This is a genomic window from Flexivirga lutea (assembly GCF_054778955.1).
The window spans coordinates 333,880-351,457 of sequence record NZ_BAAGZB010000002.1 but is presented as its reverse complement, the minus strand read 5'-3'; the positions used below and the strand labels follow the sequence as shown (position 1 = coordinate 351,457).

Below are 17,578 nucleotides of genomic sequence, written 5' to 3'. Positions count from 1 at the left end.
GCCCGCGCGTTGATCCAGCCGGGACACCTGCAATAGCCAGGCTATCTGCGGTGTACCGTCTACTGGTCTGTCATGGGCTCGGCCCAACTCAAGCAGGAGGATCGGGGCACGCCCCGCAGGTACATGAACTTCAAGCGCGTTCTTCGCAGCCCTGGTCTCTGGGTCATCCTGGTCGTGCTGATCGGTGTGCTCTGGCTCGCCGTCGGCAACGTCGGGGGCTATCAGAGCATCGACACCTCCCAGGCCGAGAAACTCATCTCCAGCAAACAAGTCGACTCGGCGACGCTCACGCCCGACTCGGTCAAGCTGACCCTCAAGGACCCGACCACGGTCGGGAACAAGAAGGACCTGACCAAGGTCGAGGCCAACTACGTCGACCCGCGCGGCGACCAACTGGTCTCGCTGCTGTCGAAGTACCCGCCCGCCAAGGGCTACACCGACGACCCGCAGAAGCAGAGCGTCTGGCTGTCGATCCTGATCAGCATGGCGCCGTTCATCCTGTTCATCCTGATCTTCTGGTTCCTGATGAGCCAGATGCAGGGCGGCGGGTCGCGCGTCATGCAATTCGGCAAGTCGCGGGCGAAGCTGGCCACCAAGGACATGCCGAAGGTGACCTTCGCCGACGTCGCAGGTGCCGACGAAGCGGTCGAGGAGCTCCACGAGATCAAGGAGTTCCTCCAGTCGCCCAAGAAGTTCCTCGACGTGGGCGCCAAGATCCCCAAGGGCGTTCTGCTCTACGGGCCCCCCGGCACCGGTAAGACCCTGCTCGCCCGTGCGGTCGCCGGCGAAGCGGGTGTGCCGTTCTACTCCATCTCCGGCTCGGACTTCGTGGAGATGTTCGTCGGCGTCGGTGCCAGCCGTGTCCGGGACCTCTTCGAGCAGGCCAAGTCCAACGCCCCGGCCATCATCTTCGTCGACGAGATCGACGCGGTGGGCCGGCACCGTGGCGCCGGTCTCGGCGGCGGCCACGACGAGCGCGAGCAGACCCTCAACCAGCTGCTGGTCGAGATGGACGGCTTCGACGTCAAGACCAACGTCATCCTGATCGCCGCGACCAACCGGCCCGACATCCTGGACCCGGCGCTGCTGCGCCCGGGCCGTTTCGACCGGCAGATCGCGGTCGAGGCCCCCGACATGGGCGGGCGCCACCACATCCTGCAGGTGCACGCCAAGGGCAAGCCGATGGCCAAGGACATCGACCTGCTTCAGGTCGCCCGTCGTACGCCCGGTTTCTCCGGCGCCGACCTGGCCAACGTCCTCAACGAGGCCGCCCTGCTGACGGCGCGCTCCAACGCGCAGGTCATCGACAACCGCGCCCTCGACGAGGCGATCGACCGGGTCATGGCCGGCCCGCAGAAGAAGACCCGCGTGATGAGCGCCAAGGAGCGCAAGATCACGGCATACCACGAGGGCGGGCACGCCCTGGTCGCCGCGGCGCTCAACCACACCGACCCGGTCAGCAAGATCACCATCCTGCCGCGTGGCCGCGCCCTCGGTTACACGATGGTGCTCCCGGTCGACGACAAGTACTCCACGACCCGCAACGAACTGCTGGACCAGCTGGCCTATGCGCTCGGTGGCCGCGTCGCCGAGGAGATCGTCTTCCACGACCCGAGCACCGGCGCCGCCAACGACATCGAGAAGGCGACCGGCCTGGCGCGCAAGATGGTCACCCAGTTCGGCATGAGCGAGCGGGTCGGCGCGATCAAGCTCGGCTCCGGCAACTCCGAGGTGTTCCTCGGCCGTGACATGGGCCACGAGCGCGACTACTCCGAGGAGCTCGCCGGCGTCGTCGACGAGGAGGTGCGCCGGCTGATCGAGGCCGCCCACGACGAGGCCTGGTACGCCCTCAACGACAACCGCGACATCCTGGACAACCTGGTGCTCGAGCTGCTCGAGAAGGAGACGCTCAACGTGCACCAGCTGGAGGAGGTCTTCAAGGACGTGCACAAGCGCCCCCGGCGCAAGGTGTGGTTGTCCAGCGACCGCCGCAACGTCAGCGACCGGCCCCCGGTGCTGACGCCGGCCGAGCGTGAGGCGCTGTCCCGCGGTGTCGACCTGGACAAGGAGGACCGGCAGCAGGCCGGTCAGGTGCATCCGCCAGAGGCGGTCGTCGAGGTGCCGGATGGCGGGTATGTCGACCCCACCGAAGATTGATCTGGAGCGAGCAGCAGCCGCGGTGCGCGAGCTGCTGCTCGCCGTCGGCGAGGACCCCGACCGGGAGGGCCTGAAGGACACCCCCGGCCGGGTCGCGCGGGCCTACGCGGAGACGTTCGCCGGGCTCTGGCAGACGCCGCAGGAGGCACTGAGCCGCACCTTCGACGTCGACCACTCCGAGCTGGTCATCGTCCGCGACATCGAGGTCTACTCGACGTGCGAGCACCATCTGGTGCCGTTCCACGGCGTCGCGCACGTGGGCTACATCCCGGCGGCGGACGGGCGGGTCACCGGCCTGTCCAAGATCGCCCGGCTGGTGGACGTCTTCGCCAAGCGGCCGCAGGTGCAGGAGCGGCTGACCTCCCAGATCGCCGACGCGCTCGTCGAACACCTCCATGCTCAGGGCGTACTGGTCGTCGTGGAGTGCGAGCATCTGTGTATGTCGATGCGCGGCGTACGCAAACCAGGAGCCATGACCATCACCTCCGCGGTCCGCGGGCAGCTGACCGATGCCGCCACGCGCGCCGAGGCGATGAGCCTGATCAACGCCCAGAGCCGACGCTGATGACTGCGGCAGCGAATTCCGTGTTGCCGCACCGTCCCGCCGACCGGCCACTGGTCATGGGGGTCGTCAACGTCACCCCCGACTCCTTCTCCGACGGCGGCCGCTACTTCGACGCCGCAGCGGCGATCACGCACGGGCGCGAGCTCGTCGCGCAGGGCGCGGACATCATCGACATCGGTGGTGAGTCGACCCGTCCGGGCGCGCAGCGGCCGACGGTGCAGGAGGAGTTGGCGCGCGTCATACCCGTCGTGGAAGGGCTGGCCGACGCCGGGGCGTGGATCTCCGTCGACACGATGCGTGCCGAGGTCGCCGAGTCCGCCGTCGCTGCGGGTGCGCGGATCATCAACGACGTGAGCGGTGGATTGGCCGACCCGCAGATGGCCGTCGTCGCCGCGCGGACCGGTGCCGGATTCGTCGTGATGCACTGGCGCGGGCACAGCCACGACATGCAGTCGCGCGCGATCTATGACGACGTCACCGCGGATGTATGCCGCGAGCTCGCCGACCAGGTCGGCGCGGCACTGGACGCCGGCGTGTCGCGGGAGCAGATCGTGATCGATCCCGGGTTGGGGTTCGCCAAGACTGCCGAGCAGAACTGGGTTCTGCTGCAACACCTTTCGGCATTCCAGCAGATGCAGCTGCCGGTGCTCGTCGGTGCGTCGCGCAAGTCGTTCCTCGCTCGGATGGGCAGCCCCGACGGTGGGCCGGTGCCCGCCGAGCAGCGCGACTTCGCGACTGCCGCGGTGTCCGTGGTGCTGGCGCAGGCGCAGGTCTGGGCCATCCGCGTGCACGACGTGCGTTCGACGTTCGCCGCGTGCGACGTCGTCACACATCTCCGCGAGGCCCGCGGATGACGGACCGGATCACCCTCACCCGGCTGGCCGTCACGACGCCGCACGGTGTGCTCGCGCACGAGAAGCGTGAGCCGCAGCGGTTCTTCGTCGACATCGTGATCGAGTGCGACCTCTCCGCGGCCGGCGCCACCGACGACCTGGCCCGCACGATCAGCTATGCGGACGTCGCCCAGGACGCCGAGCGAATCCTGCTGCAGCCACCCGTCGACCTCATCGAGCACCTCGCCGAACAGATCGCCGAGTCCGTGCTCGCTCGGCCGGCCGCTGAGGCCGTCGAGGTGACCGTGCACAAACCGGATGCCCCTGCGGGAGTGGACTTCTCGCTGATCGGGCTCTCCGGTCCGGCGGTGTCGATCCGTCGTGAACAGCATCGGCCCGTGGTCATCGCGCTGGGCGCCAACCTCGGTGACCGGGTCGCGACACTGACGTCCGCGGTGCGGGCACTCGGTCGCGTGGAGGGGCTGGAGCTGATCGAGGTCAGCGGCCTTTTCGAGACCGACCCGGTCGGCGGACCGCAACAGCCGGACTACCTCAACGCGGTCGCGGTCGGGACGACGCGACTGGCGCCGTGGACGCTGCTCGACCGCTTGCACGAGATCGAGGCAGGCCGAGGACGCACCCGTGAGATCCGGTGGGGCGCCCGCACCTTGGACCTCGACCTGATCCAGGTCGGCGATCCGGCCGCGGACACCGACCTCCGTGTCGAGACCGATGCGCTCACCCTGCCGCACCCCCGTGCCCACGAGCGCGCGTTCGTGCTCGCGCCGTGGCTCGCGGCGGATCCGCAGGCCCGGCTGCGTGTCGGATCCAAGATCGTGCCGGTCGCCGGCCTCCTGCGTGCGGCGGACACTATCGGCATACGCGTCGGCCCGCAGTGGCGGCCATTGTGAACGAGTCCGGGCTCACCTGGCGGCACGCGGCCGGTGTCGGCGTCGTCGTGCTGCTGATCAGTTACGGAGCGCTGCGATGGACGACGGCGCACGGGCACGGGCTGCCGCACATGTCGTGGTTCCTGCTGGTCACGCTGGTGCTGTTGTCGTTCGCGGTGCTGTCGGCCGGCTGGGAGGTGCGCGCCTACCTGCACGGCACCTCCACCCGGCCCCCGTCCCCGCAGAAGGCCCGGCGCGCACTCGTGGCGGCGCAGGCCTGGGTGCTGGCCGGGGCCATGTTCGCCGGTTGGTTCGGGGCGTTCGCGCTGACCGAGCTGGGACGGCTGGACGCCGGCAGCGCTCTCGGCGGGATGATCCAGGCGATCGTGCTCTTCGTCGGATCGGTCCTCGCCGTCGTCGTCGGTCTGGTGGTGCAGGGTTGGTGCCGGATCCCCCAGGACAAGGACGACGACGACAACTCACCAGGCGGTTCGCTGCGTGCGTGAGGCGCACGGTGCGCTTGACTGTATGCCGTGAGCGAACCGATCCTGCCCATGCCCGCGGTCCCGCCGGGTTTCGTCACCAGCGTCCCGGACTTGCCGGACGTCCCGGACATCATCGCCTTGCTGGCCGCGCATCAGCGCGCCGCGCACGGCAGCAGCTCGGTCGACCCGGACATGGTGGCCTCGAACGTCGCCGGCGTCGGATCGTGGACGCGGCGACAGGCGCTGGTGCGTGACGCCGGCGGAGTCGCCGTCGCCTGGGTGGTCGTGCACGACCGTGCCGCCGGGCGCACCGTCGTGGAGGTCACCGCACGTCCTGCCGTTCCGGACGAGCTCGCCGCCGGGCTCCTCGACTGGGCGCGCGAGGAAGCCCGCACCATGATGAGGGTGCGTGGCCTGAGCAGCACCCAGCTGGACTCCGGTGCGTATGCCGGGGACGACCGCCAGCAGCGCTGGCTCGCCGCGGCCGGTTTCCGTCTGGCCCGGACCTGGCTGCAGATGAGCCGGCCGGTGACCGCCGAGGACGCCGCGCTGCCGGGTCCTCGGGAAGGCGTCGCCGTGCGTCGCATCGCGCTGCACGACGACGGCACCCCGGTCGCGGCGGACCTGCAGGCGGTGCACCTGGTCCTGGAGCAGTCCTTCGCCGACCACTTCAACTCCTACCGGGAGAGCTTCCCGGAGTTCGTCCAGCGGCTGCGGGAAGACCCCGGACACCGCTGGGACCACTGGTGGCTGGCCGAGGTCGAGACCGACGGACGGCTGCTGCCCGGCGGAGCCGTGGTCGGGACGATCATCCCGGCGGACGCCTCCGGCGCCCTGGGCAGCTACATCGACTACATCGGGGTCCACCGCCGGTCGCGCGGTCGCGGTGTCGCCAAGGCGTTGCTGCACACCGTGATCCGTGACGCGCTCGAATCCGGTTGCAACCGCGTCGGTCTCGAGGTCGATGCGGACTCACCGACAGGGGCCGACGGGCTCTACACCTCGCTGGGCTGGTTGACGTCATACAAGACGGAGAGCTGGCACCGTGATCTCCTCCTCGACTCCTCGCACCTCGGGTAGGCGCGGTACCACCGCTCGTACGCCCGTCCACACCCCTTTCACCGAGCGGACACAAACACACTCAGCGGACACGTCATTCCCGCCTTCAACCCGTCAATGACGTGTCCGCTCGATGCGTATGGTGTCCGCTCGGTGGAGAGGAGCCCGGTCAGCTTGCGTCGTGGATCAGGCCGAAGCGCGCACCGGACGGGTCCTGTATGACGGCGACGCGTCGACCACCGCCGACCTCGCGCGGCTCGTCGACGACCGAGCCGCCGGCATCGGTGACCAGCGTCATCGACGCCTCCAGGTCGTCGACATGCAGATTGGGCTGCACCGCCGTGTTGCCGGGCACCAGACCGATCTGCTGGCCGTCGACGTCGAAGCCGACGTAGTAGTCGGAGTCGGCGCTCGGTTGCACACCCAGCAATTCGATGTAGAGCGCGCGTGATGCGGCGAGGTCCTGGGTGGGGAGCAGGACGGTTCGGAAGTTGCCCATCGTGAGTTCCTCTCTTCGGCAGTGGTGGCGCACATCGGTGCGTCACTGTGATGACGAGCAGCTGCGCGCAAGTGTGACCGCGGCGGGTGCAGGTGTGATGGACTGGCGGACATGGGTGCCGGGGTGGACGATCAGACGGCCGCGTTCGAGGCGGAGCGTCCTCGGCTGGCGCGGATCGCCGAGCGTCTGCTCGGTGATCACGCGGAGGCCGAGGACGTCGTGCAGAACGCCTGGATCCGCTTGGCGCACAACGAAGTTGTGATCGACAACCTGCCGGGCTGGCTGACCACGGTCACGACGCGTCTGTGCCTGGACCGGTTGCGCAGCAAGTTGCCCGAACCCGAGGAGGACCTCGATCTCGACGAGACGGCGCCGGACCCGGTGGACGACGTCGTGCTCGCCGACTCGGTGGGTAGCGCGCTGCAGGTCGTCCTCGACCGCCTGAGCCCCTCCGAGCGTGTCGCCTTCGTGCTGCACGACAGCTTCGCGGTGGACTTCCCGACCGTCGCCACCATCCTCGGGACGTCACCCGTCGCCGCCCGCAAGTTGGCTTCTCGCGCGCGCGGCAAGGTCGCGGGTGAGGCGTCCCACGAGTCGCCGGCCGAGCGCATCGACCGCGCCGCGGTGGTCGACGCCTTCCTGTATGCCGCCAAGGGAGGTGACCTGGACACGCTGCTCGGGCTGCTGGCCCCGGATGTCGTGATCGAAGGCGCCGACTCCGCCGCGGTCGCGCTCGGCACACCACGGTTGGCCGGCCGTGCGCAAGCCGTGCAGTTGCTCAACGGCGGGGCGAAGACCGCGTTCCCGGTGTTCATCGGGGACCGTGCGGGACTTGCCTGGCTGCACCGTGGCGAGTACAAGGTCGCGTTCGACTTCACGATCGACGAGGGGCTGGTGCACCGCATCGATCTGCGGGCAGATCCGGAGCTGCTGGCGACGGTCCGCAAGCGTTGAGGCCGTAGCGGGGTGGTAGACGTGACGCCGGCCATCGACGTCGGGGCGCCGGTGACCGCCGCGGCGACCTGCACGCCGGCCACGCCGTACGATCAAGAGGCCTCGACCGAGGTGTCCTCGTCACCCCTTCTGGAGCCAACAGATGAGCAGTTCGCGCAGTGTCGCCGCTGACTTCCTCGCACAGACCACCAGCCGCCTGGAGCGCATCACCGCACTCGCCGAGAGCGGCGGACTGGACCCGGCGATCGCCCTGCTGGCCGACTCGATCGCGGACAACGGTGTCGTGCACGTCTTCGGCACCGGGCACTCCGAGGCGTTCGCGATGGAGCTCGCCGGCCGGGCCGGCGGACTCATCCCGACGAACAAGATCGCGCTGCGCGATCTGGTGCTGCGCGGGGACGAGGACCGATCGATGCTCGGCAGCAGTCTGCTCGAGCGCGACCCGCAGATCGCGCAGAAGCTGTGGGCGCTCGTGCCGGCGTCGCCGCAGGACGTCGTCGTCATCGCCTCGAACTCCGGCGTCAACGGCTCGATCGTCGGATTCGCCTTGGCCGCAAAGGAACACGGCCACCCAGTCATCGCCGTGACCAGCCTGGAGCACACCGCCGCAGTGGAGCCGAAGCACCCGAGCGGGAAGCGTCTCAGCGAGATCGCCGATGTGGTGATCGACAACCTGGCGCCATACGGAGACACGACGATGGAGGTCGACGGCAACGGCGCCGGTGCGGTCTCCTCGCTCACGGCGGCGTTCATCGCCCAGCTGCTGACCCTGGGCACCATCGAGAAGCTCGCGCAGAACGCCGAGCCCCCGGTCTACATCTCCGCCAACGTGCCCGGCGGCCACGAGCGCAACCAGAAGCTCGAGGACGTGTATGGCGACCGCCTCATCCGCGGGGCCTGAGCCACGCGTCGGTCGAGCGTCGTCCTGAGTAGCCCGCGAGGGACGAGCGGGCGTATCGAAGGGTAGTGGAGGAGCGCAGCGGGGGAACGTATCGAGACCAGCGGCCCGCTCACTTGTCGATGTCGCCCACCACGAAGAACATCGAGCCGAGGATTGCGACCATGTCCGACAGCAGATTGCCGGGCAGCAGTTCACCGAGCACCTGGATGTTGTTGAACGAGGCCGACCGCAGCTTCAGCCGCCACGGAGTCTTGTCCCCGCGTGAGACCAGGTAGTAGCCGTTGAAGCCGAGGGGGTTCTCGGTCGCCAGGTAATCGGTGCCCTCGGGCACCTTGAGCACCTTGGGCAACTTCACGTTCACCGGTCCGGCGGGCATGCTGGCGAGCTTGTCGACGCAGACCTGCGCGATGTCCAGCGACACGTGCACCTGCTCGAGCAGCACCTCCAGCCGGGCGAGGCAATCGCCTTCGGTCCGGGTGACCACCCGTCCGGGGCCGCCGGGCGCGAAGAGTTCGGCGTAGTTGAGGTAGGGCTGGTCGCGCCGCAGGTCGACGTCGACGCCGGAGGCGCGGGCGATCGGCCCGGAGATGCCGTATGCCGCAACGGTCTTCGCATCCAGCACGCCGACACCGCGAGTGCGTGCGTGCAGGATCTCGTTGCCGATCAACAGGCTCTCCAGGTCCGGGAGCCGGCCGCGCACCAGCTCGATGGTCCGGCTCACCCGGCCGAGCCAACCGGCCGGCAGGTCGTCACGTAGGCCGCCCACCCGGCCGAACATGTAGTGCATCCGTCCGCCGGAGATCTCCTCCATGACGTTCTGCAGGTCCTCCCGTTCGCGGAAGGAGTAGAAGATCGGGGTGATCGCGCCGAGCTCGAGTGGATAGGACCCGAGGAACATCAGGTGGTTGAGCACCCGATTGAGTTCGCTCAACAGGGTGCGGGTCCAGGTGGCGCGTTCGGGGACGTCCATGCCGAGCATCCGCTCGGCGATGAGCGCGACGCCGATCTCGTTGCAGAAGGCGGACAACCAGTCGTGCCGGTTGGCCAGCACCATGATCTGCCGGTAGTCGCGCACCTCGAAGAGCTTCTCGGCGCCGCGGTGCATGTAACCGACGATCGGTTCGGCGGATCTGATGCGCTCGCCGTCGAGGGTGATGCGCAGCCGCAGCACCCCGTGCGTGGCCGGGTGCTGCGGTCCGATGTTGAGCACCATGTCGGCGGTCGCGAGACCACCGGCACCTACTCCGACGGTGAGCTCGCGTTCTGGCATGCGGTCAGTCTGCCAAAGGCATCGGTCAGCGGCGTCGCAGCTCGCCGAGTCGCACCAGCACGACACCTCCGACGATCAGCACACCGCCCAGCAACTGGATCAGCAGCGGCAACTGGCCGAGCAACAGCCAGGCGAAGAGCACGGAGAAGAGCACCTCGGCGAGCGCGACGAAGGACGCCACCGTCCGGCCCAATCCGCGCGCCGCGACCACGCCGGTGAGGTAGGCGAATGCCGTGGAGATGACGGCTAGCGCGATCAGCGGGATCCAGAAGGGCAGCTGTCTGCCGGTGACCGTCGCCTCCTGGGTGCTCGCGTGCATCGGGAGTATGCCGACGACACCCAGCGCGCCGAGGGAGACGGCGCCGGCCGCCATACCGGCTCCGGCGAGGGCGAGCGGGGGCAACTCGTCGTCGGCTCGCCCGGCGATGATGAAATAGCCGGCGGATCCGAGCGCAGCACCGAGGCCCCACAACACTCCGGTGAGCGACAGGTGCGCGTCGCCGAAGATGTCCAGCACCAGCATCAGCCCACCGATGCAGATCACGGTGCCCACGAGTGTGGCGACAGCGGGGCGCTGCCTGGTCCAGGCCCAGAAGCCGAGCACCAGCAGCACGGGGGAGAGGTATTCGAGCATCAGCGCGACACCGACCGACAGATGCTGCACGGCGTAGAAGTAGGCGAGCTGGCAACCGGCGACACCGGTGAGGCCGTAGAGCACGATCGGCAGCGCCTTGCGTCGCAGCAGCCCGCGACGGCCGCGCAGCGAGAGGACCGTGGGCGGTGCCAGCACCAGGGCGGCCAGGCCGATGCGTGCCGTCACCGCGGCACCCGGCGTCCAGCCGGCCTGCAGCAGTGCCGTGGCGAAGCTTCCCGACGTGCCGAACGCAGCGGCGGAGGCGAGCGCGACGCCGATGGTGCCGACGCCGGGACCGGCGGGTCGCGCGGTCGGCCCGAACCCGGCGGGAACGCCTTGGGTCGTCACGACGTCGGTGGTCACGTGAACCTCCCTGGAGCTGATCGATGGGTATGTCGGTGGTGGTGCAGCGTGCGCTGTCGCGCAGCGGATCTGCGAGTCATGAGCAACCTGATGGTTTGCCCATGACAGACACTGATCGTAGGGTGTGGTGCAGACAGGAGTCAAAATGCTTTTTGCCCATGACACGCGCGTGGCGCTGACCAGCGCCGCAACGTTGGCGAACACCGCGGTCGAGGAACCCGACCCGTTGCTGGAGCCACAGTCCTACCTGGATTTCGTGCACACCTGGGAGTGGAGTGGCCCGGTCGTCGGAGACGACGCCGAACGCGCCGCGATCCGTGCGATCCGGCCGGAGATCCGAGCGCTGTGGACCGACGACGAGACGGTCGTCGTCGAGGGGGTCAACGCCCTGTTGCGCCGGGAGTCGGCGCTGCCGCAACTGGTCCTGCACGACGACTGGGACTGGCACCTGCATGCGACGCCGGCCGATGCGCCGCTCGCTTCCCGCTGGGTGGTCGAGTTCGCGATGGCGATGGTCGACCTGGTTCGGGCGGGCGAACTCGGACGGCTGCGTCGGTGTGCGGCACCGGACTGCGAGGGTTTGCTCGTCGACCTGTCGCGCAACCGTTCCAAGCGGTACTGCGAGGCGGGCTGCGGTAATCGGCTGGCCGTCGCGGCATACCGGGCCAGACTGACCGAGGGCGCCGACGACACCGCGAAAGGTAGCCTGCAGCCGTGAGCGATCAAGGGAACGGCCAGTGGCCGGAGCAGCCGGACCGCCAGGGTGGACAGCATCAACCGCCGGCCGAGGGGACCGGGGGGCACGGCGGGGGTCACGGCGGGGGTCACGGCGGGGGTCACGGCGGGGGTCATCGCCTTCCGGGCGGCGCCACGGGCGGTCAGTGGACCGGTGGACAACAGCAGCCGTGGGTCACTGGTGGCCCACAGCAACCCTGGGCCACCGGTGGTCACGGGCCGCAACCGCCGTCGTGGTCGACGGGGGAGACCGGGCCCACTGTGGGTCCGACCATGAACAATCCGCAGAGTTCCTACTACGACCGCTTCTCCGCTGCGTCGGGTGAGGGCGTCAAGGTCCCTCAGCAGGGCGGTGGGGGTGGCGGCCGCGGCAAGGTGCTGTTCGGCCTGGCCGCCGCGCTCGTGCTGATCGTGGCTGCGGTGGCGATCTTCGCGTTCACCCGCGGAGACGACTCCCCGAAGCAGGCGGCCGGTTCGGGTTCCACCAGTGCGCTCCCGCCGGTGAAGGCGACGACCTGGGTGAACCCCACGTTGGGTGTGGGTGCGCGGCCGCTCAAGGCCGGCTGGCAGGCGCAACAGGCCACCGACGGCCGAGGTGCCTTCGACGTGCCGAAGAGCGACGACTGGACGCTCGATTCGACCGACACGTTGCGCGGGTACGGCGATCCGAAGACCGGCAAAACGCTCGTCATCGCCAAGGCGCCGGCCGCCTTCGCCGAGGGCTACTGCGCGCAGAAGAAGACGGCCGACATCGCCTGGCTCGGCCTGGTCAACATCGGCAAGCGCGACCCGTCGGATGCCGGGCCGGACGTGGCGCAGAAGTTCGCCGACGCCATCGCGATCAAGGAGGACGGCTCCCACGCCCAGGAGGGCAAGCTCTCCGACCCGAAGCAGATCAAGGTCAACCAGGGCACCATCCCGGCACTGGAATACACCATCACCACCCCGGTGGGCGCACCCGACGAGTGCGACAAGGGCAAGCACTACGAGGTGCGGACGGTGACCTTCTCCTCGGGCGGCAAGTCCTACCAGTTGGTCGCGGTGCGGATCACCGACGGCCCGAAGCAGTTGTCCACCGAGACCCTCGAGGAGATCATCAGCACCTTCCGACCGAGCAATTGAGGCCTCAACCGATCCGGTCGATCGCCCACCAGAAGTCGCCCAGGCCGCCTGTCGCGGTGAGCTGCGTGTAGCCGCTGCGCTCGGCGAGCGCTCGCAGGTATGCCGGAGGGTCCGTGCTCGCCCATGCGATGTCCGGCTGCTGTGGCCGCAGCCCGAGTTGCTCGAAAATGTCGCGCTGACGCAGCAGTTCGCCGGCTCCGAGGGTGTCCATCGCCACGTGCGCGGTGATGTCGGTGCTGCCGTCGGGCAGCGGTAGGCATTGCATCCCCTGGCGGAAGCCGGTGAGCGTGCCCGACCGCGGGCGCGTGGCCCGCGTGTGGCCGTAGTCGACGACGACGAGCATGCCGCTGTGGAGCCGGTCGCGCAGCTGCCGGTAGGCCTCGTCGCGGGTGATGCCGACTTCAGCACGATCACCGTGCCTCGGGCTCGCAGGCCCATGCCGTTCCAACCACAGCAATTCCGTCTCGGGCGCCGGCCCGGCCAGGCGCTCCGCGCCGCACGGGTCCACGTCGACCTCGCGCCATACCCTGCCGTCGTACTCGACGACCGAGCACGGCACGACGTCGAGCCATTCGTGGGCGAGGACGAGGGTGTCCTGCAGTCCGCACAGGGCCGCCGGCAGGGTGCTTCCGCCGGGGGCGGTCAGCCAACCGACATCTGCGGGCAGCCCGTCCGGTCGATCGACCACGTCGACACCGGTGAACTCCCACCCGGTCTGCAGCGCCGACAACTCCCGGAGCAGCTCGCCACGACCCGCTCCGACATCGACGATCCGGCGGCACCGTGACCGCTCGGCGAGGATGCCGACGGCCCGCGCCAGCAGCCGTCCGCCGCCCGGGATGCCCTGTGCCGAGGTCGCGAAATGTCCTGCCGGGCCGACGGGCTGACGGTAGAAGCCGTCCGGGCCGTACAGCGCCTCGTGCCACGCCGAGCGCCAGGACTGCCACACCATTCCTGCACCCTAGGTGCACCGCCGGCACCGGCGTCCCCCGGTTCGTCCCGCTTCGGCCTGCGTCGACTAGCGTCGTCCGGGTGAATCAACTGGAACGTCCGACCCTGCGCGTCGGCGTCGTCGGCGCCGGCCGGGTCGGGTCGGTGCTCGGGGCGGCGTTGCGTGCCGCAGGGCACGAGATCGTCGCGGTCAGCGCCGTCAGTGACGCGTCGCGGGAGCGTGCGGCGACGCTGCTTGCCGGGGTGCCCGTGCGTGAGGTGCCGGACGTGGTGTCGGCGGCCGACGTCGTGCTGCTGGCCGTTCCGGACGACGCCATCGGGCCACTGGTCTCCGGGCTCGCCGCGCAGGGCGCCTGGGCCGGCGGACGGCTCGCGGTCCACACCAGCGGGCTGCGTGGCCTGGACGTGCTGCAGCCGGTCGTCGAAGCAGGCGGAGACGCTGTCGTGCTGCATCCGGTCATGACGTTCACCGGCGCACCCGGCGACGTCGACCGGATCGTCGGCACTCCGATCGCGGTGACCGCCTCGATGGGCGCGGATCTGGTCGCCGACGCCCTCGCGCTGGACCTCGGTGGAGAGCCGTTCCGGCTGGCCGACCAGGACCGGGCGACCTATCACGCCGCGCTGTCGCACGCCGCGAACCACCTGACCACCATCGTCGCGCAGTCCGGGCAGCTGTTGCGGGGCATCGGCGTGGACGATCCGGCCAGGTTGCTTCGACCGTTGCTCGAAGCCGCACTGGAGAACACCCTCCAGCGTGGCGACCGTGCGCTCACCGGGCCGGTCGCACGCGGTGACGTGGGCACCGTGACCGCCCATCTGCAAGCGCTCCGGGACCAGCCCGACGACATTCGGCGTGCCTACCGGGCGCTCGCGACGGCGACTGCCGCGCGCACCGCCGCGCGGCGCGCGATGCCCGCCGAGTCCGTGCAACCCATGCTCGATCTGCTCACCACGGAAGAGGACTGAATGAACACCTCGGTGCACAACCCGGTGGCGTCCGGGCCGGTCGTCGCACACACGCGGGAGGATCTGCTGCCGGCCCGCAAGGCGCTGCGTGGCACGGTCGCGACCGTCATGACGATGGGTGCCCTGCACGAAGGGCATGCCGAATTGATACGCACCGCAAAGCAATCGGCCGACCACGTCATCGTCACGATCTTCCTGAACCCTTTGCAGTTCGCGGCCGGCGAGGACTTGTCCCGTTATCCGCAGACTCTGGAGGAGGACTTGCGCATCTGTGCCCGTGAGGGTGTCGGGCTGGTCTTCGCCCCGACGCCCGACGTCGTCTACCCGCAGGGCGAGCCGGGTGTGCGGGTGTCCGCCGGCACGCTCGGCGAGGTGCTCGAAGGTGCGTCCCGCCCGGGACATTTCGACGGTGTGCTCACCGTCGTCGCGAAGCTGTTGCACCTCGTCCAGCCGGACTTCGCCTTCTACGGGCAGAAGGACGCCCAGCAACTGCTGTTGATCCGGCGCATGGTGCGCGATCTGGATTTCCCGGTCGAGGTGATCGCCGTACCCACCGTGCGCGAGGACGACGGCTTGGCGCTCAGCAGCCGCAACACCTATCTGAGTGCGGCCGATCGTGACGTGGCGCTCAGTCTTTCGCGTGCCCTGCAAGCCGGCGCACAGCAAGTCGCCGCCGGTCCGGCGGCCGTGCGGCGAGCTGCCCGGGACGTCCTGGTCCGGGAACCGCTCGCACTCGTGGACTACCTCGTGCTCGTGCACCCGGAGTCACTGGAGCAGGTGCCCGAGTGGTACCGCGGACCGGCCCTGCTCGCGGTCGCCGCGAAGGTCGGCACGACCCGGTTGATCGACAACATGCCGCTCGAGATCGGTCCCGGCGCGGACGTCGAGTAGCAGAAAACCGACGTGTCGTTTTTCGGCTAGTCATTGTCGGTGACGCGGAGCAGACTGGACCGCATGATCACCGACCAGCAGACCTGTATGACGGCCGTGCGGTCCCGCGACGCCCGGTTCGACGGCTGGTTCGTGACAGGGGTGCGCACGACCGGCATCTACTGCCGCCCGAGTTGCCCGGCAACGCCGCCGAAGGCACGCAACATCACGTTCTACCCCAGCGCAGCTGCGGCCCAGGCCAATGGATTCCGCGCCTGCAAACGCTGCCGACCCGACGCCAGTCCCGGATCCCCGGAGTGGAACGCACGGGCCGACCTCGTCGCGCGGGCGATGCGGCTGATCGCCGACGGGGTCGTCGACCGGGAGGGCATCGACGGCCTCTCCCGGCGGCTCGGTTACAGCACGCGACAGATCGAGCGGCAGGTCCGGGCCGAGCTCGGTGCGTCGCCCCTGGCGCTCGCCCGGGCACAGCGCGCGCAGACGGCGCGGGTGTTGATCGAGACCACGACGCTGCCGCTGACCCAGGTCGCACATGCGGCCGGGTTCGGCAGCATCCGGTCGTTCAACGACACCGTGCGAGCGGTCTTCGCCATGGCGCCTCGTCAACTTCGCTCGCACACGAGAGTCGCCGTGGAGCAGGTCCCGACACGTAGCGCCTGGCACCACCTGCCGTTGCGGCTGCCCTACCGTCGGCCGCTCCGCGTCGACAACCTCTTCGGGCACCTGGTCGCGACCGCGGTGCCGGGTGTGGAGGAGTGGCGTCAGGACACCTACCGGCGGACGTTGCGGTTGCCTCACGGCCCGGCTGTCGTGGCGCTGCGACCGGAGGACGGGTATGTCGCCGCTCGTGTCTGGTTGCACGATCTGGCCGACCTGCCGGTCGCGATCAGCCGCTGCCGCTGGTTGCTCGACCTGGACGCGGATCCGCAGGCGATCGACGCCCACCTGTCGGCAGATCCGGTGCTCGGGCCGCTGGTGGCCGCCGCACCGGGACGGCGCGTGCCGCGCACGGTCGACGGCGCCGAACTGGCGCTGCGGCTGGTGATCGGCCAGCAGATCTCGACCCGGGCCGCTCGCACCCACGCGGCCCGTCTGGTGGCGGCCCACGGCGAGCGGATCGACGACCCGGACGGCGGGCTGACGGCGGTCTTCCCGGATGCTGCTGCAGTCGCCGGCGCGTCCGACGGCACCCTGGCGATGCCGCAGAGCCGGCGGGGCACCCTGCGCGGGCTGGCCACTGCGTTGGCCGACGGGGACATCGACGTGTCGGCCAGCGCCGACTGGACGAGCGCGCGACAGGATCTGCTGGCATTACCGGGCATCGGGCCGTGGACCGTCGAGGGTGTCGCGATGCGGGCGTTCGGGGATCCCGATGCCTTCCCGGCGACGGACCTGGGTGTCCGGCAGGCGATGGCACGACTCGGGCTGCCGGACCAGGGACGCGCGGCCCTGGACGCCTCGTCGCCCTGGCGCCCCTGGCGTGCCTACGCCGTACAACACTTGTGGGCCAGCGGCCCGCACGAGATCAACCAGCTTCCCGAGCAGGCAAGGAGCCACGGATGAGCAAGCACAGATTCACGGTCGTGGAGCCGACTCCGATCGGTCCGGTCTCCGTCGTCGCCGACGGTGACGAGATCGTCGGCGTCTACATGGAGGTGCACAAGCACGGGCCGTCCGAATACGGCGAGCGGGCCGATGAGGACCCGTTGCTGGTCCAGGCGGTCCGGCAGCTGAGCGAGTACTTCGCCGGGCGACGCACCGAATTCGACCTGCCGCTGCGGCCGCAGGGCACCGACTTCCAGCAACGGGTATGGCGCGCACTGTGCGACATACCGTTCGGGCAGACGTGGAGCTACGGCGAGCTGGCGCAGCACATCGGCAGCCCCACGGCGAGCCGCGCGGTCGGTCTCGCGAACGGCCGCAACCCGATCTCCATCGTCATCCCGTGCCACCGGGTGATCGGGGCGAACGGCAGCATGACGGGCTACGGCGGCGGCATCGAGCGCAAGCGGTGGTTGCTCGCGCATGAATCCGGTCGTGACGCGCAGGCGCTGTTCTAGGCGCCCCCGGCGGGTATGCCGCGAGGAGGGGCGGCGTACCGGACTCTGCCCTGGGGAGATTTTGGTACGGGTGGCTGGGTGTGTGGCGTACCGGACTCTGCCCTGGGGAGACTTTGGTACGGGTGGCTGGGTGTGTGGCGTACCGGACTCTGCCCTGGGGAGATTTTGGTACGGGTGGCTGGGTGTGTGGCGTACCGGACTCTGCCCTGGGGAGATTTTGGTACGGGTGGCTGGGTGTGT

Annotated in this window: 18 protein-coding genes; 14 read left to right on the top strand and 4 right to left on the bottom strand. The window is 69.5% G+C overall.

Annotation, left to right across the window (positions count from 1 at the left end):
* Positions 1-123 precede the first annotated feature (123 nt).
* Genes ftsH through ACYVBN_RS08065 form a run of 6 tightly spaced genes read left to right on the top strand, consistent with a single transcriptional unit; the run spans position 124 to position 6,010 of the window.
* Positions 124-2,157 carry an ATP-dependent zinc metalloprotease FtsH gene (ftsH, locus tag ACYVBN_RS08090; protein ID WP_460600834.1) on the top strand — a complete coding sequence of 678 codons (2,034 nt, stop codon included), beginning with the start codon at positions 124-126 and terminating at the stop codon, positions 2,155-2,157.
* A complete protein-coding gene (gene folE, locus ACYVBN_RS08085; protein WP_460600061.1) occupies positions 2,126-2,722 on the top strand; it encodes a GTP cyclohydrolase I FolE in 597 nt (198 codons plus the stop codon). The genes ftsH and folE overlap by 32 nt, the downstream gene beginning before the upstream one ends.
* Entirely contained in the window at positions 2,722-3,576 is an 855-nt protein-coding gene (folP, locus tag ACYVBN_RS08080) for a dihydropteroate synthase (RefSeq protein ID WP_460600060.1), read from the top strand. The genes folE and folP overlap by 1 nt, the downstream gene beginning before the upstream one ends.
* Positions 3,573-4,466: a 2-amino-4-hydroxy-6-hydroxymethyldihydropteridine diphosphokinase gene (folK, locus tag ACYVBN_RS08075; RefSeq protein ID WP_460600059.1), complete on the top strand. Its 894-nt coding sequence runs from the start codon at positions 3,573-3,575 to the stop codon at positions 4,464-4,466. Before folP ends, folK begins: the two co-directional genes overlap by 4 nt.
* Positions 4,451-4,951, top strand: a complete 501-nt coding sequence (locus tag ACYVBN_RS08070) for a DUF3180 domain-containing protein (RefSeq protein WP_460600058.1) — start codon at positions 4,451-4,453, stop codon at positions 4,949-4,951. Before folK ends, ACYVBN_RS08070 begins: the two co-directional genes overlap by 16 nt.
* A 27-nt stretch (positions 4,952-4,978) precedes the next feature.
* Positions 4,979-6,010, top strand: a complete 1,032-nt coding sequence (locus ACYVBN_RS08065) for a GNAT family N-acetyltransferase (protein ID WP_440282820.1) — start codon at positions 4,979-4,981, stop codon at positions 6,008-6,010.
* Positions 6,011-6,158: 148 nt separating this feature from the next.
* Here ACYVBN_RS08065 and ACYVBN_RS08060 read toward each other — a convergent pair whose 3' ends face one another.
* Positions 6,159-6,488, bottom strand: a complete 330-nt coding sequence (locus ACYVBN_RS08060; protein WP_460600057.1) for a VOC family protein — start codon at positions 6,486-6,488, stop codon at positions 6,159-6,161.
* Between the two features lie 111 nt (positions 6,489-6,599).
* Between ACYVBN_RS08060 and ACYVBN_RS08055 the strand changes: the two genes are divergently transcribed.
* Both ACYVBN_RS08055 and ACYVBN_RS08050 read left to right on the top strand, forming a co-directional pair.
* Entirely contained in the window at positions 6,600-7,442 is an 843-nt protein-coding gene (locus ACYVBN_RS08055; protein WP_440282822.1) for a sigma-70 family RNA polymerase sigma factor, read from the top strand.
* Positions 7,443-7,584: 142 nt separating this feature from the next.
* Positions 7,585-8,343: a sugar isomerase domain-containing protein gene (locus tag ACYVBN_RS08050; protein ID WP_440282823.1), complete on the top strand. Its 759-nt coding sequence runs from the start codon at positions 7,585-7,587 to the stop codon at positions 8,341-8,343.
* Positions 8,344-8,452: 109 nt separating this feature from the next.
* Here ACYVBN_RS08050 and ACYVBN_RS08045 read toward each other — a convergent pair whose 3' ends face one another.
* Positions 8,453-9,613 carry an NADH-quinone oxidoreductase subunit D gene (locus ACYVBN_RS08045; protein WP_460600056.1) on the bottom strand — a complete coding sequence of 387 codons (1,161 nt, stop codon included), beginning with the start codon at positions 9,611-9,613 and terminating at the stop codon, positions 8,453-8,455.
* Positions 9,614-9,638: 25 nt separating this feature from the next.
* A complete protein-coding gene (locus ACYVBN_RS08040) occupies positions 9,639-10,610 on the bottom strand; it encodes a DMT family transporter (RefSeq protein ID WP_460600055.1) in 972 nt (323 codons plus the stop codon).
* Between the two features lie 145 nt (positions 10,611-10,755).
* Between ACYVBN_RS08040 and ACYVBN_RS08035 the strand changes: the two genes are divergently transcribed.
* Positions 10,756-11,328, top strand: a complete 573-nt coding sequence (locus tag ACYVBN_RS08035; RefSeq protein ID WP_460600054.1) for a CGNR zinc finger domain-containing protein — start codon at positions 10,756-10,758, stop codon at positions 11,326-11,328.
* A 290-nt stretch (positions 11,329-11,618) separates the two neighbouring features.
* Positions 11,619-12,467, top strand: coding sequence for a hypothetical protein (locus tag ACYVBN_RS08030; protein ID WP_460600053.1), 849 nt, complete (start codon positions 11,619-11,621; stop codon positions 12,465-12,467).
* A 4-nt stretch (positions 12,468-12,471) separates the two neighbouring features.
* Here the strand turns inward: ACYVBN_RS08030 and ACYVBN_RS08025 are convergent, their stop codons facing one another.
* On the bottom strand, positions 12,472-13,419 hold the full coding sequence (locus ACYVBN_RS08025) for an SAM-dependent methyltransferase (protein ID WP_440282827.1): 948 nt from the start codon (positions 13,417-13,419) through the stop codon (positions 12,472-12,474).
* 80 nt (positions 13,420-13,499) lie between these two features.
* On the opposite strand from ACYVBN_RS08025, the gene ACYVBN_RS08020 reads away from it, so the two are divergent.
* The 4 genes from ACYVBN_RS08020 (at position 13,500) to ACYVBN_RS08005 (ending at position 17,338) form a co-directional block, all read left to right on the top strand.
* Entirely contained in the window at positions 13,500-14,387 is an 888-nt protein-coding gene (locus ACYVBN_RS08020; RefSeq protein ID WP_460600052.1) for a Rossmann-like and DUF2520 domain-containing protein, read from the top strand.
* Positions 14,388-15,278 (top strand): 4-phosphopantoate--beta-alanine ligase, encoded by an 891-nt coding sequence (panC, locus tag ACYVBN_RS08015; protein ID WP_460600051.1) that lies wholly within the window; start codon positions 14,388-14,390, stop codon positions 15,276-15,278.
* A 63-nt stretch (positions 15,279-15,341) separates the two neighbouring features.
* The gene (locus ACYVBN_RS08010; RefSeq protein ID WP_460600050.1) at positions 15,342-16,841 is read left to right on the top strand and encodes an AlkA N-terminal domain-containing protein; all 1,500 of its coding nucleotides are present in this window, start codon (positions 15,342-15,344) and stop codon (positions 16,839-16,841) included.
* Complete coding sequence (locus ACYVBN_RS08005) at positions 16,838-17,338, top strand: methylated-DNA--[protein]-cysteine S-methyltransferase (RefSeq protein WP_460600049.1); 501 nt, start codon at positions 16,838-16,840, stop codon at positions 17,336-17,338. The genes ACYVBN_RS08010 and ACYVBN_RS08005 overlap by 4 nt, the downstream gene beginning before the upstream one ends.
* Positions 17,339-17,578 lie beyond the last annotated feature (240 nt).